The 21,128-nt window shown below is 45.1% G+C and carries 23 protein-coding genes and 1 riboswitch; of the genes, 12 read left to right on the top strand and 11 right to left on the bottom strand.

Annotated elements, in window-relative coordinates; translation table 11 throughout:
- Nucleotides 1–260: 260 nt before the first annotated feature.
- Genes H605_RS0109045 through H605_RS17685 form a run of 4 tightly spaced genes read right to left on the bottom strand, consistent with a single transcriptional unit; the run spans nt 261 to nt 2,833 of the window.
- Entirely contained in the window at nt 261–1,277 is a 1,017-nt protein-coding gene (locus H605_RS0109045; RefSeq protein WP_029053920.1) for a ThiF family adenylyltransferase, read from the bottom strand.
- Entirely contained in the window at nt 1,274–2,047 is a 774-nt protein-coding gene (locus H605_RS0109040) for a thiazole synthase (protein WP_155979506.1), read from the bottom strand. Before H605_RS0109040 ends, H605_RS0109045 begins: the two co-directional genes overlap by 4 nt.
- Nucleotides 2,044–2,250 carry a sulfur carrier protein ThiS gene (gene thiS / locus H605_RS0109035; RefSeq protein WP_081657899.1) on the bottom strand — a complete coding sequence of 69 codons (207 nt, stop codon included), beginning with the start codon at nt 2,248–2,250 and terminating at the stop codon, nt 2,044–2,046. The genes H605_RS0109040 and thiS overlap by 4 nt, the downstream gene beginning before the upstream one ends.
- Nucleotides 2,234–2,833, bottom strand: coding sequence for a thiamine phosphate synthase (locus H605_RS17685; RefSeq protein WP_051210534.1), 600 nt, complete (start codon nt 2,831–2,833; stop codon nt 2,234–2,236). The genes thiS and H605_RS17685 overlap by 17 nt, the downstream gene beginning before the upstream one ends.
- Before the next feature lie 70 nt (nt 2,834–2,903).
- A riboswitch (TPP riboswitch) is annotated at nt 2,904–3,012 on the bottom strand.
- Nucleotides 3,013–3,447: 435 nt separating this feature from the next.
- On the opposite strand from H605_RS17685, the gene H605_RS0109025 reads away from it, so the two are divergent.
- The 5 genes from H605_RS0109025 to H605_RS0109005 all read left to right on the top strand — a co-directional run bounded on the left by H605_RS0109025 (nt 3,448) and on the right by H605_RS0109005 (nt 8,249).
- A complete protein-coding gene (locus H605_RS0109025) occupies nt 3,448–4,128 on the top strand; it encodes a phosphoribosylaminoimidazolesuccinocarboxamide synthase (RefSeq protein ID WP_029053917.1) in 681 nt (226 codons plus the stop codon).
- Nucleotides 4,129–4,734: 606 nt separating this feature from the next.
- Entirely contained in the window at nt 4,735–5,259 is a 525-nt protein-coding gene (gene ectA, locus H605_RS0109020; RefSeq protein ID WP_081657898.1) for a diaminobutyrate acetyltransferase, read from the top strand.
- 67 nt (nt 5,260–5,326) lie between these two features.
- A complete protein-coding gene (gene ectB, locus H605_RS0109015; protein WP_029053915.1) occupies nt 5,327–6,607 on the top strand; it encodes a diaminobutyrate--2-oxoglutarate transaminase in 1,281 nt (426 codons plus the stop codon).
- Between the two features lie 15 nt (nt 6,608–6,622).
- Nucleotides 6,623–7,012 (top strand): ectoine synthase, encoded by a 390-nt coding sequence (locus tag H605_RS0109010; protein WP_029053914.1) that lies wholly within the window; start codon nt 6,623–6,625, stop codon nt 7,010–7,012.
- A 640-nt stretch (nt 7,013–7,652) separates the two neighbouring features.
- Entirely contained in the window at nt 7,653–8,249 is a 597-nt protein-coding gene (locus H605_RS0109005; protein ID WP_029053913.1) for a superoxide dismutase family protein, read from the top strand.
- A gap of 159 nt (nt 8,250–8,408) precedes the next feature.
- Here H605_RS0109005 and H605_RS0109000 read toward each other — a convergent pair whose 3' ends face one another.
- The 3 genes from H605_RS0109000 to H605_RS0108990 form a co-directional block, all read right to left on the bottom strand.
- Entirely contained in the window at nt 8,409–8,699 is a 291-nt protein-coding gene (locus tag H605_RS0109000; protein WP_029053912.1) for a DUF2653 family protein, read from the bottom strand.
- Nucleotides 8,684–9,133, bottom strand: coding sequence for a hypothetical protein (locus tag H605_RS0108995; RefSeq protein WP_029053911.1), 450 nt, complete (start codon nt 9,131–9,133; stop codon nt 8,684–8,686). Before H605_RS0108995 ends, H605_RS0109000 begins: the two co-directional genes overlap by 16 nt.
- 98 nt (nt 9,134–9,231) lie before the next feature.
- Nucleotides 9,232–10,359, bottom strand: a complete 1,128-nt coding sequence (locus H605_RS0108990; protein WP_037561834.1) for a CAP domain-containing protein — start codon at nt 10,357–10,359, stop codon at nt 9,232–9,234.
- A gap of 119 nt (nt 10,360–10,478) precedes the next feature.
- Here H605_RS0108990 and H605_RS19555 point away from each other — a divergent pair, with 119 nt between their 5' ends.
- Genes H605_RS19555 through H605_RS18925 form a run of 3 tightly spaced genes read left to right on the top strand, consistent with a single transcriptional unit; the run spans nt 10,479 to nt 11,287 of the window.
- On the top strand, nt 10,479–10,604 hold the full coding sequence (locus H605_RS19555) for a hypothetical protein (protein ID WP_255407643.1): 126 nt from the start codon (nt 10,479–10,481) through the stop codon (nt 10,602–10,604).
- 32 nt (nt 10,605–10,636) lie between these two features.
- Nucleotides 10,637–11,098: a hypothetical protein gene (locus tag H605_RS0108980; RefSeq protein WP_029053909.1), complete on the top strand. Its 462-nt coding sequence runs from the start codon at nt 10,637–10,639 to the stop codon at nt 11,096–11,098.
- A 21-nt stretch (nt 11,099–11,119) separates the two neighbouring features.
- Entirely contained in the window at nt 11,120–11,287 is a 168-nt protein-coding gene (locus H605_RS18925) for a hypothetical protein (protein WP_155979505.1), read from the top strand.
- 68 nt (nt 11,288–11,355) lie between these two features.
- Here the strand turns inward: H605_RS18925 and H605_RS17680 are convergent, their stop codons facing one another.
- The 4 genes from H605_RS17680 to H605_RS0108955 all read right to left on the bottom strand — a co-directional run bounded on the left by H605_RS17680 (nt 11,356) and on the right by H605_RS0108955 (nt 15,680).
- Nucleotides 11,356–13,506, bottom strand: a complete 2,151-nt coding sequence (locus H605_RS17680) for an MMPL family transporter (protein ID WP_037561833.1) — start codon at nt 13,504–13,506, stop codon at nt 11,356–11,358.
- Nucleotides 13,507–13,655: 149 nt separating this feature from the next.
- The gene (locus H605_RS0108965) at nt 13,656–13,856 is read right to left on the bottom strand and encodes a cold-shock protein (RefSeq protein WP_009766462.1); all 201 of its coding nucleotides are present in this window, start codon (nt 13,854–13,856) and stop codon (nt 13,656–13,658) included.
- A 191-nt stretch (nt 13,857–14,047) separates the two neighbouring features.
- Nucleotides 14,048–15,046 carry an inorganic phosphate transporter gene (locus H605_RS0108960; RefSeq protein ID WP_029053908.1) on the bottom strand — a complete coding sequence of 333 codons (999 nt, stop codon included), beginning with the start codon at nt 15,044–15,046 and terminating at the stop codon, nt 14,048–14,050.
- A 13-nt stretch (nt 15,047–15,059) separates the two neighbouring features.
- Nucleotides 15,060–15,680 (bottom strand): DUF47 domain-containing protein, encoded by a 621-nt coding sequence (locus H605_RS0108955; RefSeq protein WP_029053907.1) that lies wholly within the window; start codon nt 15,678–15,680, stop codon nt 15,060–15,062.
- A gap of 223 nt (nt 15,681–15,903) precedes the next feature.
- On the opposite strand from H605_RS0108955, the gene H605_RS0108950 reads away from it, so the two are divergent.
- The 4 genes from H605_RS0108950 (at nt 15,904) to H605_RS0108935 (ending at nt 20,569) form a co-directional block, all read left to right on the top strand.
- Nucleotides 15,904–17,094: a chromate transporter gene (locus tag H605_RS0108950; RefSeq protein ID WP_029053906.1), complete on the top strand. Its 1,191-nt coding sequence runs from the start codon at nt 15,904–15,906 to the stop codon at nt 17,092–17,094.
- A gap of 70 nt (nt 17,095–17,164) precedes the next feature.
- Entirely contained in the window at nt 17,165–18,382 is a 1,218-nt protein-coding gene (locus H605_RS0108945) for a multidrug effflux MFS transporter (RefSeq protein ID WP_051210532.1), read from the top strand.
- Nucleotides 18,383–18,574: 192 nt separating this feature from the next.
- On the top strand, nt 18,575–19,960 hold the full coding sequence (fumC, locus tag H605_RS0108940) for a class II fumarate hydratase (protein ID WP_029053904.1): 1,386 nt from the start codon (nt 18,575–18,577) through the stop codon (nt 19,958–19,960).
- Between the two features lie 84 nt (nt 19,961–20,044).
- Nucleotides 20,045–20,569 carry a PCYCGC motif-containing (lipo)protein gene (locus H605_RS0108935; RefSeq protein WP_029053903.1) on the top strand — a complete coding sequence of 175 codons (525 nt, stop codon included), beginning with the start codon at nt 20,045–20,047 and terminating at the stop codon, nt 20,567–20,569.
- Nucleotides 20,570–21,128 lie beyond the last annotated feature (559 nt).

Genomic DNA, 21,128 nt, shown 5'->3' with positions numbered 1-21,128 from the left:
GGGAGCGCTCAATGTAACCGGCTATCCGCTCTATGTGACATGTTATCTGCTCAATCCAGAGTTTACTCGTGAAGCCGCTCATTGAATCGTGGCAGCGCTCAATGTAACGGGCTACCCGCTCTATGCGACACGCTACCCGCTCAATCCAGCGAGTGTACCGCTCATAAAATCGCACGAGCGCTCAATGTCGCCAGCTACCCGCTCTATCAGACACGTTATCCGCTCATGAAACCATGCACGACTGCTCTATTCTCCAACCATCACCCGAGCAAACCAGCCACAATCTTCCGAGCAGCCGTGATATCCTTCGTTCCATGCACCAACATCCGGCCATCGCGGAATAACACGAGGCGATGGTCGTTATATTCACAGGAAACTAAATAAGGGTTTTGTTTTAAATTAGAAACGATATCGCGGATGGATTCGGCGAATGGTATTAGTTCTACTTGTCGATTTTTCGGCCATGTCAGTTGCACGGTGTCGCGTCCGCACAGTACAGCGGTCCGCATGACTTCGTTGGCAGACAGATAAGGATAGACAGGGGTGTCTGAGCAACTTGGACAACCAGGTTTCTTCATGCTTTGCACGTTCATTGCGGCGCGTTCGCCTGTCCATAAATCAACGGATTCAAGGCGGGGTTCCATCGTCGCGCCCGTTATACACTTCAGCAGTTCGGCGGTTTGACGGGCGGCAGTTGTGACGACGATTGGCGAGATGACGCCGACTGTATCGCAAGTCAATGACTGTGGCGGCAAAGCTTCGAGCAGACAATGCAAGCAGGGTGATCCTTCTTTTACGCCGATAGGAAACGTCAGCCCGTAGCTACCGACGCAAGCACCCATGAAAAATGGTATGCCGAGTTGTAATGCGGCGTCGTTTGCTAGTAACCGAGTTTCTATATTATCTGTGCCGTCGAGAATGAACTGATGTCCTTCGAATAACTCGAGGACGTTTTCAGGCGTTACATCCGCCACAATCCCGCGAACTTTCACATCGCTATTGATAGCACGTAATCGACTTTCCGCTGCGATCGCTTTCGGCAATTGATTGATCACATCTTGCTCTGTGTATAATTGTTGTCTATGAAGATTAGTCCACTCCAAAATATCGCGATCGACAATCGTCAGTTCGCCGACACCTGCACGCACCAGCATCTCCGCTCCGGAAGAGCCTAGTGCACCAGCTCCTAGGACGAAAACTTTTGCTTCGCGAATACGTTGTTGCCCAACTAGTCCGATAGGTGCAAACAGCTCTTGCCGAGAATATTTACTGCTCAATTTGTCACGAGCCCTTCAGTCGGACTGCTAGCTACGCCATAATCGCGTACTGGCATACGTCCTGCCTTATAGCCGAGACGTCCCGCTTCAATCGCCAACTTCATTGCCTCTGCCATCATGACAGGATTTGCAGCTTCGGATACTGCGGTATTCAGTAAAACGCCGTCTGCTCCGAGTTCCATCGCAAAAGCCGCGTCTTTTGGCGAGCCGACGCCTGCGTCAATGATGACGGGTACATTGGATTGCTCAATAATAAAGGATAAATTCAGTGGGTTCAGAATGCCTCTGCCCGAACCGATCGGCGCAGCACCTGGCATGATAGCGTGAACACCTAATTCACATAGTTTTCTTGCAAGCACTACGTCGTCTGACGTATAGGGTAATACAATGAAGCCTTCCTCTAACAGCATTTCAGACGCGCGTAATGTTTCTACGGGATCGGGGAGCAATGAACGGCTACACCCGATGATTTCCACCTTTACCATGTCGCAGAGTCCGGATGCTTTTGCGAGACGTGCTATATGTACAGCTTCTTCTGCTGTGCTCGCTCCTGCCGTATTCGGTAGCAATGTATAGCGTGTTAAATCTAGTTGTTCGAGGAAATTGGGCTGTGACTTCTCAAAAATATCCATGCGTCGTACCGCGAACGTCAGGATTTCTGCTTCTGATACCTCAACTGCTTTCTTTTGTATTTTAAATGAAGGATATTTCCCCGTACCTAGTAATAACCGTGAAGAGAATTTTTTATCTGCTATTTTTAACATTTTCATCCGCCTCCTACAAAATGTATGATTTCAATTTGGTCTCGGTCCATAATTGGTGCGTCATAGTAATCTTTCTGCAAAATCTCTTTGTTTTTCTCCACAATCAAAATACGATCGCCAAGTCCTAAATGCTCAAGTAACTGCTGAATCGTCCCTACTTCCGGAACGACCGAATACGATTTTCCGTTCAAATCAATCATTTTCTCCATCAGACGACACTCCATTTCTATAACTTTGTAAGACTTTTAGTGAACGCATAGGGGATAATACGGCAGCACCTGCTACATTGTTTTGCTGTAAATTGGGCAAGTGATGCGGCTGAATTCCGCCGATCGCATACACGGGAATCGAACTACACTCTGCAATAGAAAACAATTCCTCCGTTCCGCGCGCTGGCAGTCCAGGTTTCGATTTCGTCTCGAAAACATGCCCGTACAAAAGCCAGTCTGCTCCTTCTTTCACAGCTTCCTTTGCTTCTGCCAACGAATGAATCGAGCAACCGAATGCCAGCTCAGGAAATTCCTGATGTGCATCTGGTAAAGACATGCCATAACCGGTCAGCTGTACTTTTGATAGGTTCAGCCTGCTAGCTAGGTGAGGTCTGGCATGTAGAATGAGCTTGTTGAGTGGAAATCCAGCACTTGCAAGGCGCGTGACTATATTTACAAGCTGTTCATCTGTCTTGGACTTTTCCCGCAAAATGATGGCGTCAAGAAACGGTGCAGTCTGCTGCAAGTGTAGCGTCAGTTCATCAATTGAAAGACGGTCGTCGGTCACGCCAAGTAATTTCATTCATTCCCCTCCAATAGGAAAAACCACTTCCCGAATCGGAAAGTGGTAGAAATGTCGACAGAAATATATCCGGAACGACTCGCCACTTCCCTCCGCAGGTGCTAATCTGTTCAGGTGATAAGGGTTTCAGAGCCACACTCTTTTCTCAGTCCTTGTGAAGGATTCCCCTAATGGTCAAAATATTTAGTTTTCATGTCTAGCATATCATGTGTATGGCGGAATGAAAAGAGTTTCTTTTACATATGTACGCATTCAGCGATTTGATTACCGATACCGATTTATACACCATTTACAGTGATTTCCATAATTTTGTTGTTTCAAAGGATGCTTGCTTCTTGTAGAGTCGGTTCCATACTTGCCTTGATGGAAGAGTACGTATGCTACTTAGTACGAATTTCAAAAAGCGCTGCAATTAAAGATAGAAGGTAACTGTATGAAAGTATATGATTCATTTCCTCCTCTTTAAAGTGTACTTGTGATCCTAAGTATAAGAGTATTTTGTGAAATCTGCAGTGATGCCTATCAACTTTCGTCAAACAATACTTTTTCTTCTCGTCAAAGTGCTTTATACTGAATAGGTAGTACACATTTATGAATAGAGGAGAATCGTACGGATGAAATTAACCTATTCTGGTAAAACGAAAGACGTCTACCGCTTGGAAGATGGCCACGTGCTATTGAAATTCAAGGATGATGTAACAGGGGAAGATGGTGTATTCGATCCAGGTGCTAACACAGTAGGCCTGACGATTGATGGTGCTGGGAAGTCTGGGCTTCGCATGACGAAATACTTTTTCGAGAAATTGGAGGAGCAAAACGTACCAACACATTACATCGATGCTGATCTGGATGAAGTAACGATGACGGTGAAACCTGCTACGGTCTTTGGTAAAGGATTAGAAGTGATTTGTCGATACCGTGCGGTCGGAAGTTTCTTGCGCAGATTCGGTGCGTATGCTGAAGAAGGGCAAGTATTGGATGCTTTCGTGGAAGTGACGCTAAAAGACGATGAACGTCAAGATCCACCTATTTCAGAAGATGCTTTGGCGCAACTTCATATTTTAACGCATGAAGAATACGCAACGCTTAAAGAATTAACTCAACAAATTTCTGAAGTCGTTCGATCAGAGATGGCGGAAAAAGGGTTAGAGCTATATGATATCAAATTGGAATTTGGTCGCGATCCTGAGCGAAACATCATGTTGATCGATGAAATTTCAGGTGGTAATATGCGTGTTTATCAAGGGGATACATATATTGCACCAATGGAATTAGAAAAGATATTGTTTTCATAAAATTCAACCGGAAACGAAAATTGTTTCCGGTTTTTTATATTCCCTCTTAGGCTATACGCTGACTGACTTATCAGTACTTTACTTTTTAATCAAATAAATAAATTGATATATTTACTGTTGACAACGTTTTCAGAGTTTCCTATAATTACAACCAGTGTCAGAGGAGACACATAGTTTGCTTCTTCACCAGTGTGTGAACGTTGGTTGGATGAATGCGTATGGTAGTAAATTCAAGATATTGAAAGTGTCTTTCATATCAGCGAATCTTTAATATATCTGCTGTTTCCATGAACAAAAGCTCCCCGCTTTTGTAAAGGCGCTCTTTTTTGCACTTCATACCGCAAGGCAGAAAGATAGCACCCATAGTAGCCAGCACGAATCTCCATTTTGGCTTTTCTACGTAAGTACCCTTGCTATATCCGCTAGATTCATAAGAAGAATCTGCCGAGCGTGTTTGCTCGGTCCTTAAAACCTCACATTGATGACTATTCGACGAACGTATTTCAGTTAGATGGTGTTCTCGGATGAAGAAGCACACATCTTAGAGAATTTCAGATGATGAAAATTTGTAAAACTACATGTAAGAGAACTTGGAGGAGAAACTGTTTGGAAACTAAACACAAAGTTTCGATTGCAGGGCTAGATCCGAACGATCCGTATTCATTTCGTATGCCGACTGTAGAAGATGGAAAGTTCATCTGGCAGCTCATTAAGGATACGAAAATACTCGATTTGAATTCCTCCTACAGTTATTTGCTGTGGGCAGATCAATTCAGCGACACGAGTATCGTAGTAGAAGATCACGGAAAGCTTGTCGGCTTCATTTCAGGCTTTATTCAACCAAAAGCGCAAGATACCTTGTTTATCTGGCAAGTGGCAGTCGATGAATCTGTACGAGGTAAGCGTTTGGCTTCTCGTATGTTGCATACGATTTTGCAAAGTGATGAATGTCGGAATATTCGGTATCTAGAAACGACAGTTACGCCATCTAATATTCCGTCAAAAAATCTATTTAAAGGCTTAGCACGTGACTTAGAGACGGAATGCACAATCACAGATGGTTATACGAAAGATCAATTCCCGGGTGGCGGGCACGAATCAGAAAAACTGTTCCGCATTGGACCATTCTGAGAAACTGGCCGATTGCCGCAACTTGACACTGGAAAAATACAGAATCTAACGGAGGAATTAATTACACATGGTACTGACAAAAAGTCAGAAAGTAATGGAAGTATTCGAGAATCGCGAGTCGCAAGTGAGAAGTTACAGCAGAAGTTTCCCAACAGTATTCAACAAAGCAAAAGGCTATAAGATGTGGGACACGGAAGGTAAAGAATATATCGATTTCTTTGCCGGCGCAGGTGCTTTGAACTACGGCCACAACAACGATAGAATGAAAGAAAAACTGATTAAATATATTCAAGATGATGGAATTTCACATAGCTTGGATATGGGGACGACGGTTCGAAAAGAATTTCTTGAACGATTTAACGAAGTGATCTTGCAGCCGAGAAACATGGACTATAAAGTAATGTTTCCTGGACCTACTGGGACGAATACAGTCGAAAGTGCATTGAAAATCGCCCGCAAAGTAACGGGACGACAAAATATTGTAAGCTTTACGAACGGTTTCCACGGCATGACGCTTGGCGCATTGTCTGTAACAGGCAACGCATACAATCGCGGTGGAGCCGGAGTACCGCTTAACAATACGACGTCTATGCCGTTCGATACGTTTTTAGAAGAAGATCAATCTTTGACCTTTCTCAAAAAATATTTAGCTAATGCCAGCAGTGGTTTAGATTTGCCAGCAGCTATGATTCTCGAAACGGTACAAGGCGAAGGCGGCATTAATCCCGCAAGCTTTAAATGGTTGCGTGAAGTAGAACGTCTCTGTAGAAATTACGATATCATACTAATTGTCGATGATGTTCAAGCAGGTTGCGGTCGAACTGGAACATTCTTTAGTTTTGAACCAGCTGGCATTAAACCTGACATCATTTGCCTGTCAAAATCCATTGGTGGCTACGGATTACCATTAGCACTCACGCTGATCAAACCAGAATACGATACATTCGGTCCAGCTGAGCATAACGGAACATTTCGCGGTAACAACATGGCCATCTTAACAGCGACTGAAGCTTTATCGTATTGGGAAACAGATGAATTCGCTAAATCGGTACAAGAAAAATCCAAGCTCATCACGAAGCGCATGGAAACAATCGTCGAAGACTATCCACAGTTGAAAGCTACAACTCGTGGCCGCGGCTTCATGCAAGGAATCGTCTGTGGTGAAGGCAAGGAAGACTATGCAGATAAAATCTGTGCAAAAGCATTCGAAAAAGGCTTGATCATTGAAACGTCTGGACCTGAAGGCGAAGTCGTCAAATTCCTCGGTTCATTGATTATAGATGAAAAAGGTATTGATCAAGGATTCGATATCCTAGAAGAAGCAATTGAGGAAATCGTAAAAAACTAAGGGAGAGAATGTTTAGTGATAGTACGTACAGTAGATGAAATTATGGGTAGCGAAAATGAAACGAAGGCAGAAACGTGGGCAAGCCGACGTTTCTTACTGAAGAAAGACAATATGGGCTTCTCGTTCCATGAAACGATTATTTACGCTGGAACGGAAACGCATATCCATTACCAAAACCACCTAGAAGCTGTATACTGTGTGGCGGGCGATGGTGAAATCGAAACGATCGCGGACGGCAAAGTCTACCCAATCAAAGATGGCACGATGTATGCGTTGAATGAACACGACGAGCACTATTTACGCGGTGGAAAAGATGACATGCGCTTGATTTGCGTCTTTAATCCGCCAGTCGTCGGGACGGAGACGCATGATGAGAATGGTGTGTACCCGCTGATTGAAGATTGAGTGTTGTGGAATGTAATGTAATGTGGGTAGAGAACGCTCTGAGGGTGGTTCCTTGGAGTGTTTTTTATTGTTGGGAGGGGTGCGGTGAAGGTGAACGCTCATTAATTTGGCTGAGTGCTCTATGTTGTGGCGTGTCCGCTCATAGTTTCTGGTTGAGTGCTCTATGTTAGGCGTTAAGCGCTCAATGTTACGCTGGATTCGCTCAAAGTCGGACGGTAAGCGCTCAATGTTACGCTGGATTCGCTCAAAGTCGGACGGTAAGCGCTCAATGTAACGTTGGATCCGCTCAAAGTCGGACGGTAAGCGCTCAATGTGACGTTGCATCCGCTCAAAGTCTGGCGGTAAGCGCTCAATGTCACACGCTGGATCGGCTCAAAGTCGGACGATAAGCGCTCAATGCCACGCTGGATCGGCTCAAAGTCGGACGATAAGCGCTCAATGCCACGCTGTATCCGCTCAAAGTCAGACGTAAAGCGCTTATTGCAACTCTACAACCGCTCTATTCAACTTGAAATCCGCTCTTAAAACTTCAGCAGCATGTTAGAAAATTATAAAAGTGGGTACACTACACACTATGAGTTCATTATCCAAGCGGTAATGAACTACAATGTACATAACTTACACAAGGAGGAATTTAATTATGTGGAAACTACCGAGTATTGTATTGGGATCAGCATTACTGATGGCGGCTTGTGGAGGCACGGCGGATGAAGAAAAAGAACCGGTGAACGGTAGCGGTGATCCGGTTGTGGAAGAAGAAGGAACAGCCGAGCCTGAAGTAATGGCACCAGTCATGAATGTTGACGGGGAAGAAATCGGTTCCGTAACGCTTACGCAAGGACCGTCAGGTGTAGCGATGGACGTTGACGTAACGGGCCTTGAGCCGGGTGAACATGGCATGCACTTCCATGAAACGGGCGTCTGTACAGCACCGGACTTTAAAGAGTCTGCTGGCGGTCACTTCAACCCAACGGATAAAAAGCACGGATTAGAAAATCCAGAAGGACACCATGCAGGGGACTTGGAGAATCTTGTGGCGGATGAAGATGGAAACGCAAAAGTTACTGTGACGACAGATGCGGTCACACTTGAGTCTGGAAAAGATAATTCATTACTTGATGAAGACGGATCCGCGTTGATTATCCATGAAGGTGCGGATGATAACATCACAGATCCAGCAGGCGATTCAGGAACACCATTTGCTTGTGCAGAGATTACATCTGAGAGTATGAAGTAATAAATAAAGTAGGATGTCTCGGACTTTGGGGCATCCTTTTTTTATGCGTGATGGGAATTAAAGTAGAAGGACGCAAATATCCTTACGTATCTCACTGCCAGCCTCTCCATTCTCGAAGACAAAAAAAGAACGCCCTCCCGGAAAGGGGCGTCCTGTTGATTATCGAACGATCGCGATAATCCCTTCTTCATCATCCAGCTTTAGCTGAATGCCTGCTGCCATCGGATCCTGATCGAGATACTGCTCGATCCAAAGGCGAAGCGCTTCGACGAGACGGGAGGTATCCAAATGATGCATCTTGCCATGAAGCTCGGCATCTGCTGAAAACCCAGTGTCGTCATCGTAAGCAAGTTCGACTTCCACGTCGTCTGGCATTGCACGTGACTCTTTTGCAATCAATACACATACTGCATTTACTACGTCTTGTTCGTAGATTATCTGTTGTTCCATTGATTCATATCCTCATTGCGTTTACGCTCTTTCTCTTTGAAGATCGCGAAAATCTTCCGAACCATGTAAATGATGAAGACAATCGCTAACACGTTAATTAGCAAGCCCATAATGGATCCAAGCATACCCATATTCGCAAACAAGCTGCCGAATAATAGACCTGCCAGTCCACCAACGAGTAGACCTTTCATCAAGCCGCCACCCATACCGCCTGGCTTCTTCGCTGTGTTACCTGCTGTTGCTTTATCATTACTTTGATTAGTATCTTGTTTCTTTTCAGCTTTATTCGGTTGCACACGATTAGGTGTACTGAAGCTCTTCTTACCAGACTTATAGCCACGTGCTTCGGCAGTAATTTCATCTTGGAAGATGATGTTTCCAAGTGGTGACAAAATCAACGTCGCGGCCAAGAAAAATGCAGCAAATTTTTTCAATTGATAATCTCCTTTAATGCTGTAATGAAGGTCTTCGATCTACCAAAGTCCTTCTCTTTATTTTACTGGATAACTGTCCGTAATGAAAGGAAATTCCCTTATTTGGCGAAGAAGTTTTCCGTATAAAATGGCTGTTCTTTGTCGTTAAAATCCACGCCGATCCCAAGGAACTGGTAGTCGCGGATTAATATGTTTTCACGGTGGCCTTTCGAATTCATTAGCCCTTCATGCGCAAAAATACTGCTAGACTGACCGTAAGCTAGATTTTCACCGGCACTGACGAATTGGACGCCTTGTTTTTTCATGCGGTCGAAAGGGGACTCACCTTGTAAATTTTCATGACTGAAGTAGTCTTGCACTGCCATATCCGTACTATGCAGACGTGCCGTTTCGGATGCAAGTTCATCCCATGTTAAAATGGAGCGACCGTGTCGAACTCTTGCCGCGTTCGTCAAATCAAATAGTTGCATCTCAAAGCCTTTGCGCATTGCATCGTTTTGAGGAGCATAGAGCGCGGTTTTTTTTTGCTCTAGCGAATCCGAAATCAATTGCACTGCAGTTACGGTATTCTCTTGATGCAAATCATAAAAAACATACATATAGAGACCATCCGAATGAAAGATGTCCATGCCTTCATCGTTTTGTAACTTATAAATGTTCGTACCTTTACGTATTTCGGAAATCGGTTCACCGAGCTCTTCACGTACTTCCGATTTCGGCACACCGTATTCGATGCCGATGGATGAAGCGATCAGACGATCATTTGTATAGATCGCATTGACGCGACGTTTGATATCGTATGACAGCATGACAAAGTTCTGATAGTTGTCATGGAACGTGAGCCATTCCGTACCGTATTCATTGACGGACTTCCGCATAGGGTCACCAAGCTTTTCCTTCACTTGCGCTTCGGTTGTACCAATTTCAATATTGTGGATAGAAATAATGCCTGTTGCCGGCGCATCGAGCACGGGTTGGGCGACTTCCTCTGGGGGACTGCTTCCGACGGCTTTATCGGAAACGAATGTAATTAAATCGACAATCGATTCTTTTGTATAGTCAAGCGCAGATCCAACTACTTCCTCGTTCAGCACGGTTTCTACTTTGGCATCAAGCGGGTCGAGAAACGATAAGTCCACATATTGCGATACAGGACCTTCCCATAAGGGCTTGAAAGCGTAGATCAGTACTGCGAGAAAGAGTAACTGAAACAGGCGTTTTATCATAAGAAACCCACTCCTCCATTACATTATACTCTGTTTGTACCTTGGCAATACAGCAGGAACTATGAAATGTTGAAAAATATCCTCAATAATAGCGGGAAAAAGGGTATACTAAAAAAAGAATGGAAAGTTTGGAAGGAGTGGATGGCATGTTCGGTGGTGTGAGCAGTGTACCTTCCTGGTTTTATATAGTCGCATTTGCAGTCGTTATATTGCTTGTCCTCATTACGGAATGGCGGACAAGATGAGGATCGAATTTCATTAGAAAGAAGGAATAAATATGTTAACATTTGAAGAGAAACAAGAGATTATAGAAGAGTTCCCGGAGTTAGTGAAGAAAGAAGTGTCTATGAAGCGCTTAAACTATCATTATGAAGAGTCTTTGTATGATAAAACGGTGGTCGTGCAGCATTTGCACCCGAACGGTAATGCGTTTGTCTACGTGGCAGACGTTGAAGGCTATGAAGCAGATGACCGTGGTCTAGTCAATGTACGCGAATACTCTGCGGATGAATTCCGCGCAGTGATCCGTGCGGCAATTGAAGGGTTGGCGACAGAGGTCGAGGAACCTGCAACAATCGCCGAAACGTGGCAGAATTCCAATGGTCAGATGCTGACACTTCTCGAAGAAGATGGCTTCTTTAATATTTATCATGAAGTAAACTTGGAAGAGGGCTTTGGAGATTACCAAGAGGCGGCAAGTTATTTGAAAGAAGAAGGATTCTCCGTCAAAACGAAATAACAGCTACAGGAGTGATATCGAATGAAAGGTAAAACAGTTGCGATTTGGCTGGTCGTGGTGTTGATTGTGGCGGTAGTAGGCATCGTGTTAATGGTTCAGGCTACCTTCAAAAACAATCCTACACAAAAGAATCATCAATCAATGGACACCCAGTCGTATACCGAAATCGGTACGTTTGGCTGGCAATAAAGATAAGAAAAACTGTCGGGAATGTACTATTCCCGACAGTTTTTTGTATGCGTCGCAACCGCGCCATTTCATTTTTTCACACTATATTTCTGGCTATTTGAACGGTACAGACCTTTGCCAAACGGTAGCCACCAGTTCCATTTGCCGAACAGTTTCATTAAGCTTGGAACGAGCAATAGTCTAATGATTGTCGCATCGATCGCCACTGCGACTGCAATTCCGACGCCGATTTGCTTCACGGGCATGACGTCTGTAAACGCGAAGGCGCCTGTTAGAACGATCATAATCAGCGCAGCAGACGTGATAACTTTACTCGTCGTGGCCAATCCTTCGACTGTGGATTTATCATTATTGAATGACTGTGCAAACTCTTCTTGCATGCGCGAGATGAGGAATACTTCATAGTCCATGCTCAAGCCGAATACGAGACTGAAGACGATGACTGGAATGATGAGCGCTACGGTACCTGGATTTAATCCGAAGTGGCCATACTGGAATATGTAAACGAGAATGCCGAATGTCGCGGACAATCCGAGAATATTCATCAGAATCGCCTTCACCGGAATGATCAATGAACGGAACGCGAACATCAGGATGAAGAAGGTAGAGACAATGATAATGAGCAATACGTAGACGATATGATCCGCTATTTCATCGAAGATTTCCTGGTTGAAGCGCGGTTCGCCACCAAGCAAAATGTTAAAGCCAATATCTTTCTCTGACCAATCGCGGATCCAGTCTTGTGCTTCATTCGAACTGCCGGAAGCCTGTAATGTTACAGGAATGAATAAACGGTTACCGCTGTCGGTGAAATTCTTCAACACCGGATTGAGCTGGTCGTACAGTTGCGGAATACGTAGTGTTTGCTCCCATTCCGCCACGTTATCGATTCCGCTGATCGTAAAGACAGTCGAAATTTCTTTGACCAATGAATCATCCACCAATTGATCTTGTAACGCTAACATATCGTGAAGACCTTCCGTCGTCTTCCAACTACCGTCACGCTCTGCGATCAAGAACACTGTACTCTCGTCGCCTAAACCAAATGTATCTTGCATCTGTTCAAAAGCTACACGCGTATCGAAGTTTTCCGGCAAAGAATCAATCTGCGGGATCGTCAATTCCATATTTTTCACTGGAATTACGGCAATGGCGAGTAACACAAACGCCACGATCGCAATCGTAACGGGGCACTTGATCACATAACGCGCAAACTTTCTCCAACCGTTCGCCTCTTCGCCACGCTCTTTCAGCAAACGTCCTGTATGGATGCGATCGCCTAGCATTAGCAAAACGGCAGGCAATAGAGTAAGGGAAGAGACGACCGCCATCCCGACGACAATCATACCTCCGAGTGCAATATTCATGAAAATATCTACTTGGATGAGAAGCATCGCACCGAGTCCAATGAACACGCATACCGCGGAGAAAATAATCGAGCGACCAGCAGTACGGATCGTCATAACGACAGAATCTGTCACGCTACGTTTGGTCAGTTCTTCCCGATAACGACTAATGAATAATAACGCAAAATCGATAGAGAGGGCTAAACCGAGCATCGGTACGATATTCAGTACGAAAATGGAAAGGTCCACCGTATTGCCGAGCAATGCTAGAATTCCGAGAGTAGAGACGACTGTACCGATGCCGACGATTAATGGAACGAAGGATGCGACGATTGTACCAAACGCAAACAGTAGTACGATAATCGCAATCGGCAAACCGATCGCCTCAGCTGTCATCAAGTCGCGTTGACTGGCCTGATTGACATCGTGTTCAAATGCCCCTCCCCCAGTGAGTGTCACGCCTGTTTGACCATCAATTTCGTCGCGAATATCTTCCACGACTTGCGGCATATCGTCAGGCGCCTTATCAAATTGCAACAAGGCATAGGACAAATCTTTCGTATACTGCGCTTTTTCAGCTAGAGGGGATACGATATCCGACATGATACCGAACTCTTCCAGCTGATCAAGTGAAGTATCGATTTCTGCGTCAGTTTTTCCGTCAAACACTAAAAACAAAGATTCTGCAGGTAAGCCAAAGTCTTCCGAGACAATCTTCATCACTTGTTCATGCTCGCCGTCCACGCGGAATCCGTCTCCTGCTAGTAGACCGGGCAATTGGATGGCGAAATACGTCATCATACCAAATAGCAAAATCCAAAACGTGAAAATCCATTTATATGATCGAGTTACCCATTTCCCGAAACGTTGCAACCTTATTCCTCCTCACTCTATGCAAAAAAATCCATTATTTTCTTGTCTATGCTTATCATAACAAGGAACTATAGTGAAGTGTTACGTAAATATGGAAAGAAATGCGCAAAAAAACCACTTCCTAAAAGGAAGTGGTTTGTATAGGCAAATTAGTTTTTAGTAACGTTAGTTGCTTGAAGTCCGCGTTGTCCTTGTTCGATTTCGAAAGACACGTCTTGACCTTCTTCAAGAGTTTTGAAGCCATCACCTTGGATAGCTGAGAAGTGTACGAATACGTCGTCGCCATCTTCACGTTCGATGAAGCCATAACCTTTTTCTGCGTTAAACCATTTTACTTTACCTTGTTCCATGTTTGTTTCCTCCTCGTGCACACTCGTGTACACATTGTATTACTATCCTTGCTCAATTTCTAAAAAACGGTCGAGATAAATCGTAGACCAACGTCGAACAAAAATAATTCTTCTTTATCATAACAAGAAAAGGCAGATATAGCAAGTGGAAAGATTAGTTCGATGGAAGAATGACTTGGATTTTCCAGTTGTTATAGAAAAAGTGCGAATAGTTTATAGACGACTGCAGCCATTAAAGCGGAGATCGGCATCGTGATAATCCACGTCAAAACAATCTTCTGTGCGACTCCCCATTTCACACCTTTCAAGCGCTGCGCTGAACCAACACCCATAATAGAAGATGAGATTACGTGTGTTGTGCTGACAGGTAAATGAAGAAGGGTAGCACCGAAAATAATGACTGCGGAGTTTAAATCTGATGCAATCCCGTGAATCGGTCGGATCTTCATAATCTTGCCGCCAACGGTCTTGATAATCTTATAACCGCCGATCGACGTACCAATTCCCATCGCAGTAGCCGCCGCAATCCGTACCCATAGCTGAATATCATCGGTTGTCTGTAATTCTGCTGCTATCAAGGCCATCGTAATAATCCCCATCGCCTTTTGCGCGTCATTCGTACCATGTGTGAACGATTGAATCGCAGCCGTGCCTATTTGCATGTAGCGGATACGACGGTTGGCTTTAAATAAATTTCGATTCTTTAATACTGTACGTAATATGGTCATGACAATAAATCCACCGACCAATGCAATGATAGGAGATAATAACAGTGCCTGAATGATTTTAATGAAGCCGCTGTAATTCAGAATGCCAAATCCAGCCGCCGCAATCGCTGAGCCGGCAATAGATCCGATCAATGCATGCGAGGAGCTGGAAGGGATTCCGAAATACCACGTGACTAAGTTCCAGGTGATCGCGGAAACGAGTGCAGCCAAAATTACGAGAGAACCATTTTCTAATAGGAACGGATCGACGATATCTTTCGTAATGGTTTTCGCTACGCCCGTGAATGTCAGTGCACCGACGAAGTTCATCGTGGCGGCGAGCATAATCGCAGTTCGGGGTTTCAGTGCGCGTGTCGATACCGAAGTAGCGATCGCGTTGGCTGTATCGTGGAAACCGTTAATGAAGTCGAACGCCAAGGCAAATACCACGACGAGAATGGTGAGTATGAGAATCGTATCCATGGGTTAGGACTCCTTACGCGTTGCGCATAATGATTGTTTCAATATTATTTGCCACGTCTTGACAAAAGTCTGCAGTATCTTCAAGCAGTTCATACAGATCTTTCAATTGAATGATGCGGATAGGATCTTTTTCGCGAATGAACATTTGCTTAATGGACGTTCGCAACACTTCGTCGCAAATCCGTTCATACTCTTTAATCTGCACAGCATGCGTACGCATTTCCACAAGCTTTTTCTTCGTCAGCAATTCCATCGCCAAAACGATTTCATCGGTACTTTTCATAATGTTGACCATGAACTTCTGCATGTATTCATCAATTTCAATGAGAGAAAACATCTCCAGGTTAGCCAGAAAATGCTCCATGCCATCGAGAATATCATCCATTGCAATCGCGATATTCAAAATATCTTCCCGTTCGATTGGCGTCATGAACGAGGTATTCAGTTTCGTGATTAATTCATGAATTAACGTATCACCAGCTGTTTCATATTCCTTCATTCGAATGCTGACACCTTTCAGGTCTGAGACAGAATCGATCTGAAAATCGTTCGCATAGTGCATAGATTCCTGCACGTGCTTTGCGATGTCTAATAACGCTGTGAAAAACGGATCGGGTTTACGTGGACCTAGCATCTCAATTCCTCCATCTATTGTTGACATCGATAGTGATTACATCATACAAAAACTGTCCGAAAAAAGATAGCGAACGGTGTAGAATTTGAGCGGAATTTCAATTAGTCATTTGTTTGTCCATCTATTGTTAAGTTATCGTTAAATTCTACTAAATCCATTGAAAATTAATGTAGACATGAGATGATCGGCAGTAAAGTATTACATAAGAGGAAAGGAGATCAAAATGAAGAATAATACGGCTTCTTCTGTAAAGAGACTAGTAGAACTACTTATCGTATCTCTTAAACTAGGACTGACCTCATTTGGCGGACCAACTGCGCATTTAGGTTATTTCCATGAAGAGTATGTACGAAAACGTAAGTGGATGGATGAAAAAGGGTATGGGGATTTAGTGGCGTTGGCGCAATTCCTTCCAGGTCCAGCAAGCAGTCAGGTAGGGATCGGAATTGGCGTGGCACGTGCAGGGGTAGTCGGAGGGCTAGTTTCCTTTCTAGGTTTCACCATGCCTTCCGTAGTAGCGTTGATCTTGTTCGCCACGCTTTTAGCTGGTTCAGATATTAGTGAAGCAGGTTGGTTGCATGGGTTGAAGATCGTGGCTGTAGCGATTGTTGCACATGCGATAGTAGGGATGTCGAAGAATTTGACACCGGATGTTAAGCGAAAAGCCATCGCATTACTAGCGCTCGTCGTTACACTTTTATGGCAAGCGGCTTTTACGCAAGTCGGTGTGATTATACTAGCGGGACTCGTGGGATTATGGCTGTTCAAAGTTCATGACACGTCAGATGCTGTTTCGTCCAAATTCCTCGTATCAAAGAAAATGGGAATCATTTGTTTAACACTGTTTTTCACTTTGCTCGGGATGTTACCGTTGCTTCGGGAACTGACGGGGTCTTACTGGGTTGCAGTATTCGATAGTTTTTATCGTTCAGGCGCACTCGTATTTGGTGGAGGACACGTCGTCTTGCCTTTATTGGAACAGGAATTGGTACCGGTGGGGTGGATTGGAAATGAGTCATTTCTAGCGGGTTACGGTGCGACGCAAGCGGTTCCGGGACCATTGTTTACCTTCGCTGCCTATCTAGGAGCCGTGATGAACGGTTGGCAAGGTGGGTTATTCGCGACGGTTGCGATATTCTTGCCTGCCTTTCTATTGATCGTCGGAGCTCTGCCTTTTTGGGACGTTTTACGTAATCATCCGAAAATCAAAGGAGCAGTCATGGGAGTCAATGCCGCGGTCATCGGAATTTTACTCTCGGCGTTATATAAACCAATTTGGACAAGCTCGATTTTGCGGGCAGAAGACTTCGCATTGGCGGCAATTTTATTCAGCATGCTAACCTTTTGGAAAATGCCTCCATGGATTGTCGTACTAGTCGGGGCGATAGGCGGAACTATATTGTCCATATGGTAGATCGGTAACTCAAGCGGCTGCTTTTTTGCTATACTGAATGAATTCTATAGAAGAAAAGGGTTATGTACATATGAATACTTCATTACAAAAAAAGATTCCCATGCCGACAGTTTGGCTCGTAGTATTGCTCGGCTCGCTGTCAGCATTCGGCCCACTATCAATGGATATGTATTTGCCGGGATTGCCCATTGTCGCGGATGACTTAAACGCTTCAACTTCACTTGTCCAATTAAGTCTGACAGCCTGCTTGATCGGTTTAGGCGCAGGCCAGCTCATTTTCGGGCCGTTAAGTGATATTTACGGCAGGCGGAAACCGCTCGTCATTACACTCAGCGTGTATGCCATCGCTTCCGTCTTATGTGCGTTTAGTCCGAACATCTGGATTTTCGTTGCATTACGTTTCGTTCAAGGAATGACAGGGGCTGCGGGAATTGTGATCGCGAGAGCTTGCGCACGTGACTTATATGTAGGAAATGAATTAACTAAATTCATGGCGATGCTGTCGATCGTCAGTGGAGCAGCACCGATACTTTCACCAATTGTAGGTGGTGTCGTGCTGAACTTTGCTTCGTGGCCAGCGGTGTTCTTATTACTCGGAATCATCGGTTTGTTGATGTTTTTATCAACGGCATTTTTCCTGCCAGATACATTGCCGGTTGAAGAACGTGCAGAGAGTGGGATGCTCGCAGTCGTCAAGACGTTTAGTGGTCTACTGAAAGATAAGTGGTTCATAGGTATCGCGTTGACGCAAGGCTTGATTATGTCGAGCATGTTTGCGTACATTGCGGGTTCTCCGTTCGTTTTACAAAATATTTATGGTGTCACGGCGCAACAGTTTTCCTTGTTCTTCGCGCTGAACGGTGTCGGGATTATCACGGCGGCGCAATTGACGGGTCGACTTTCAGGTAGAATTCACGAGGTGAAGTTCTTGCGCGCAGGCGTGTTGCTTTCATTTGCGGCTAGTATTTTACTTTTGTTGACTGTCTGGAATGAATGGCCGCTAGCCGTAATTGCGACGGCGTTGTTCTTTATGGTGTCGAGCGTTGGTTTGGTGTCGCCAGCGTCGTTTTCGCTTGCGATGCAGAGTCAGGGCAAGTCGGCAGGAAGCGCAGCGGCGTTTCTCGGGCTGATGCCATTCATCGGCGGTGCAACGGTTTCGCCGCTAGTAGGACTAGCGGGAGATAGCTCGGCTTGGCCGCTTAGCATGGTCGTGTTGACATGCAGTACGGGTGCTTTGGTGATTTTCTTTACAGTGGTTCGGAAGGCGTTTCGTATGCAAGATGTTTGAGTGAAGAGAGGCTGTTGGGGTAGGGAGTGGTGCTTCGGAGGGGACGCTTTCCGGAGTCGCCCCTACTACGCACAAATCCCTTGCAATCCCCTCGTACTCCCCCTTCCAACCCTTTTTAATTCAAATCTGCTCGAAAATAGGGCATGATAGAGATAGAGAGTCTGATTATTACTTTGAGAGGTGGATGTAAAGATGGAATATCGTATTGAGCATGACACGTTCGGAGAAATACAAGTACCAGCAGATAAGTTATGGGGCGCGCAGACGCAGCGCAGTAAGCACAACTTTAAAATCGGCGGGGAACGCATTCCGCTTGGTGTAATCCAAGCCTTTGCCCATTTGAAAAAATCAGCAGCGATCGCAAGTCATTCATTCGGCAATCTATCCGAAGTTAAAATGAAAGCTATTAAAGCAGCAGCAGAAGAGGTTATCGAAGGCAAGTGGGACGAGCACTTCCCGCTGGTGGTTTGGCAAACAGGAAGCGGTACGCAGTCGAACATGAACATGAACGAAGTACTCGCTAACCGTGGCAACCAGTTGCTTGAGGAGTGGGGCGAGGAAGAACGCCTGCACCCGAATGACGATGTCAATAAATCACAAAGCTCCAACGATACATTCCCAACTGCGCTACACGTGGCGGGTGTTATTGCGGTAGAGCGCGAAGTATTGCCGGCAATTGATAAACTAGCAACAACACTTCAAAAAAAATCCGAAGACTTCGCGGATATCATCAAAATTGGACGTACGCACTTGCAGGACGCGACGCCATTGACGTTGGGCCAAGAAATCAGCGGTTGGCACAAAATGCTAGAGAAAACACACAGCATGCTGGAAACTAGTGTCCAGACAATGAAAGAACTTGCAATCGGCGGTACAGCAGTTGGTACAGGACTTAACGCGCCAGCTGGATTCGGCGAAAAAGTGGCGGAGGAGATTTCAAAATCTGTCGGCATTGAGTTTACATCTGCACAAAATAAATTCCACGCATTGACGAGTTATGACGAAGTCGTCTATACACACGGCGCACTAAAAGCATTGGCTGCGGACTTGATGAAAGTAGCAAATGACGTACGCTGGTTGGCAAGTGGTCCACGTTCAGGTATCGGTGAAATTACGATTCCAGAGAACGAACCAGGCAGTTCAATCATGCCAGGTAAAGTGAACCCGACACAAAGTGAAGCATTAACGATGGTTGTGGCACAAGTAATGGGGAACGACGCAACAATCGGATTTTCTGCAAGCCAAGGGAACTTCGAATTGAACGTCTTCAAACCAGTTATTATCTACAACTTCCTACAATCAGCGAAATTACTTGCTGACGGTATGGTCAGCTTCAACGATAACTGTGCGGTAGGAATTGAACCGAACCGTGAAGAAATCGACAATAAAGTGAAGAATTCATTGATGCTAGTAACGGCTTTGAATCCGCATATCGGCTATGAAAATGCGGCGAAAATCGCGAAGAAGGCTCATACAGAAGGTACAACGCTGAAAGAAGCGGCACTTTCTACTGGTTTATTGACAGAAGCGCAATTTGACGAATATGTAGATCCAAGCAAGATGACGGGCAACTCATAATTGTCATGAATTTGTACGCTTGTTTTTCCCGCAAACCATGTATACTAAAGGCATAATCTCTATACGAAGGAGTCAGGAATATACATGAAAAAGAAGTTACTAGCAGGACTGGCTGCGTTGACAGTAGCGCTTGCGGCATGCGGAAACGGCGCTACAGAAAAACCTGCTGAAGTAGATCCACAAGATGTAAGGGCAGAAGCAGGACATGATCACGCAGAGCATTTGCCGAATGGCGACTTGCAGGAAGTAACCGCTTCAGCGGACATCTTGCCTTCATTCCTAGATGATAAGCCGGAAGATATGCGCATGATCTATCAAGTGGCGGGCAACGCAACGGACATTTTGGAATACATGCCTTGCTATTGCGGTTGCGGAGAAAGTGCCGGACACAAGAGCAATATGAATTGTTTCTTAGATGAAGTACGCGAAGACGGCTCCGTTGTCTGGGACGATCACGGCACACGTTGCCTAGCTTGTCTGGAAATCGCAGTGAAATCCGTACAAATGAAGCAAGACGGCATGTCCATGAAAGAAATCCGTGATGCAATTGATACGGAGTACGGTAACGGAGACTATGCGAAACCTACGGATACTCCAATGCCGGTTTGATTGGTTGATTGATTAGGCTGCAGATTCACTCTTTTAATGAGAGTGGGTCTGCAGTTTTTTTGTATTTGTGCTCAATGCGGATGCGTTTGCGCTCATAGTTTGTGGTTGAGCGCTCTATGTGGATGTGTATCCGCTCAATGCTGACGTGTTTTCGCTCATAGTTTGAGGTTAAGCGCTCTAAGTGTGTGCGAACGCGCTCAATACTGACGCGTATCCGCTCATAGTTTGGGGTTGAACGCTCTATGTGGGTGCGTATTCGCTCAATGCCGCCGCGTTTGCGCTCATAGTTTGTGGTTGAGCGCTCTAAGTGAGTGCGAACGCGCTCAATACTGACGCGTTTTCGCTCATAGTCTGGGGTTAAGCGCTCTATGTAGTTGCGTATCCGCTCAATACCAACGCAACTCCGCTCATAGTTCAATGGTTAAACACTCTAAGTGGTTGCTAGCCAGCTTCGCTCAATGCTACCGCGTTTTCGCTCTATATGTGTGTGTAAGCGCTCAATGCTAAAGCACAACCGCTCATTGCTCGAGGTCGAACGCTCTATGTGTGTGCGTATGCG

This window comes from Sporosarcina ureae DSM 2281, from assembly GCF_000425545.1.
In the GTDB taxonomy this organism is placed as follows: Bacteria; Bacillota; Bacilli; order Bacillales_A; family Planococcaceae; genus Sporosarcina; species Sporosarcina ureae.
This window is presented reverse-complemented; position numbering and strand designations above follow the sequence as displayed.

Excerpts from the sequence above, each read along its gene's own strand:
- H605_RS0109040 (WP_155979506.1), bottom strand. The coding sequence starts at position 2,047 with ATGAAAATGTTAAAAATAGCAGATAAAAAATTCTCTTCACGGTTATTA.
- thiS (WP_081657899.1), bottom strand. The coding sequence starts at position 2,250 with ATGGAGAAAATGATTGATTTGAACGGAAAATCGTATTCGGTCGTTCCG.
- H605_RS17685 (WP_051210534.1), bottom strand. The coding sequence starts at position 2,833 with ATGAAATTACTTGGCGTGACCGACGACCGTCTTTCAATTGATGAACTG.
- H605_RS0109025 (WP_029053917.1), top strand. The coding sequence starts at position 3,448 with ATGAAATTAACCTATTCTGGTAAAACGAAAGACGTCTACCGCTTGGAA.
- ectB (WP_029053915.1), top strand. The coding sequence starts at position 5,327 with ATGGTACTGACAAAAAGTCAGAAAGTAATGGAAGTATTCGAGAATCGC.
- H605_RS0109005 (WP_029053913.1), top strand. The coding sequence starts at position 7,653 with ATGTGGAAACTACCGAGTATTGTATTGGGATCAGCATTACTGATGGCG.
- H605_RS0109000 (WP_029053912.1), bottom strand. The coding sequence starts at position 8,699 with ATGGAACAACAGATAATCTACGAACAAGACGTAGTAAATGCAGTATGT.
- H605_RS0108990 (WP_037561834.1), bottom strand. The coding sequence starts at position 10,359 with ATGATAAAACGCCTGTTTCAGTTACTCTTTCTCGCAGTACTGATCTAC.
- H605_RS19555 (WP_255407643.1), top strand. The coding sequence starts at position 10,479 with ATGGAAAGTTTGGAAGGAGTGGATGGCATGTTCGGTGGTGTGAGCAGT.
- H605_RS0108980 (WP_029053909.1), top strand. The coding sequence starts at position 10,637 with ATGTTAACATTTGAAGAGAAACAAGAGATTATAGAAGAGTTCCCGGAG.
- H605_RS18925 (WP_155979505.1), top strand. The coding sequence starts at position 11,120 with ATGAAAGGTAAAACAGTTGCGATTTGGCTGGTCGTGGTGTTGATTGTG.
- H605_RS0108965 (WP_009766462.1), bottom strand. The coding sequence starts at position 13,856 with ATGGAACAAGGTAAAGTAAAATGGTTTAACGCAGAAAAAGGTTATGGC.
- H605_RS0108960 (WP_029053908.1), bottom strand. The coding sequence starts at position 15,046 with ATGGATACGATTCTCATACTCACCATTCTCGTCGTGGTATTTGCCTTG.
- H605_RS0108955 (WP_029053907.1), bottom strand. The coding sequence starts at position 15,680 with ATGCTAGGTCCACGTAAACCCGATCCGTTTTTCACAGCGTTATTAGAC.
- H605_RS0108950 (WP_029053906.1), top strand. The coding sequence starts at position 15,904 with ATGAAGAATAATACGGCTTCTTCTGTAAAGAGACTAGTAGAACTACTT.
- H605_RS0108945 (WP_051210532.1), top strand. The coding sequence starts at position 17,165 with ATGAATACTTCATTACAAAAAAAGATTCCCATGCCGACAGTTTGGCTC.
- fumC (WP_029053904.1), top strand. The coding sequence starts at position 18,575 with ATGGAATATCGTATTGAGCATGACACGTTCGGAGAAATACAAGTACCA.
- H605_RS0108935 (WP_029053903.1), top strand. The coding sequence starts at position 20,045 with ATGAAAAAGAAGTTACTAGCAGGACTGGCTGCGTTGACAGTAGCGCTT.